Source organism: Streptomyces sp. NPDC001492 (genome assembly GCF_053597275.1).
Genome location: NZ_JBSFHW010000122.1, coordinates 1 through 1,210, shown reverse-complemented (window position 1 = coordinate 1,210; position 1,210 = coordinate 1). Strand labels below are relative to the sequence as shown.

General features: G+C 66.5%; 1 protein-coding gene. It reads left to right on the top strand.

What is annotated here, in order from left to right; translation table 11 throughout:
- A partial coding sequence (locus ACWC1K_RS50680) for a condensation domain-containing protein (RefSeq protein ID WP_450841007.1) occupies positions 1-1,210 on the top strand: 1,210 nt, incomplete at both ends.

Below are 1,210 nucleotides of genomic sequence, written 5' to 3'. Positions count from 1 at the left end.
ACGAGAGCCTGCGCACCATCTACGTCGAAGACGCCGACGGAACCCCCGCACAGCAGGTGCTCCCCGCCCCCGAGGCACTCCTCGACACTCCCGTGATGGCGGTCGCAGAGGAGCAGGTGTCCGACGTCCTCGCTGAGCTGGCCGCGTACCGTTTCGATCTGTCCTCGGAGATCCCCCTACGCGCCCGCATCCTGCGTCTCCGCCCCGACGAGCACGTCCTCTCCTTGGTCATCCACCACATCGCCGGCGACGGTGAATCGATCGCAGTATTGGTCCGTGAGGTCGCGGCGGCCTACGCCGCACGCCGTGAGGGGCAGGCACCTGAGTTCGCCGCGCTGCCCGTCCAGTACGCCGACTACACCCTGTGGCAGCACGACCTGCTCGGCCAGGAGAGCGATCCGGAGAGTCTGCTGGCCGCTCAGACCGGATACTGGCGCAAGGAACTCGCCGGTATGCCGCAGCCGCTTCAGCTCCCCACGGACCGCCCGCGCCCGCCGAGGGCCAGCCACCGCGGTGACATGATCGAGTTCGCCCTGGATCCCGAACTTCTCGCAAAGCTGGAGGAGTTGGCGCACGAGCGGGACATGACCGTCTCGATGGTCATGCAGTCGGCGCTCGCCGTACTGCTGCACCAGTTGGGCGCGGGCGACGACATCGCGATCGGCTCCCCGATCGCCGGCCGCACCGACGAGGCCCTGAACGACCTGATCGGCTTCTTCGTCAATACGTGGGTGCTGCGGGCGCAGCTCACGGGGTCCCTGACCTTCGACGCGCTGTTGGACCAGGTGAAGGAGAGGGCGCTCGGAGCTTACGGAAACCAGGATGCCCCCTTCGAACGGTTGGTGGAGCTTCTCAACCCTGACCGCTCCACCGCCTATCACCCGCTGTTCCAGGTGATGTTTGCCTGGCAGAACTTCACCCAGTCCGACCTCACCCTGCCGGGCCTGCGTGTGGACTTCGTGCATGTCGTCACAGGCACCGCGAAGTTCGACCTCTTCTTCAACCTCACGGAGCGTTCCGTCTCGCACGGACGATACGTAGAGGGCCTGATCGAGTACGCCACCGACCTCTTCGACCGCGAGACGGTCGAGCGGATCGCCGGTCTGTTCGTACGTGTGTTGCGGCAGGTGGTGGTGGATCCGCGGGTTCTGGTGGGCCGGGTGGATGTGCTGGGGTCGGGGGAGCGGGAGCGGCTGGTTGGGGTCGATGA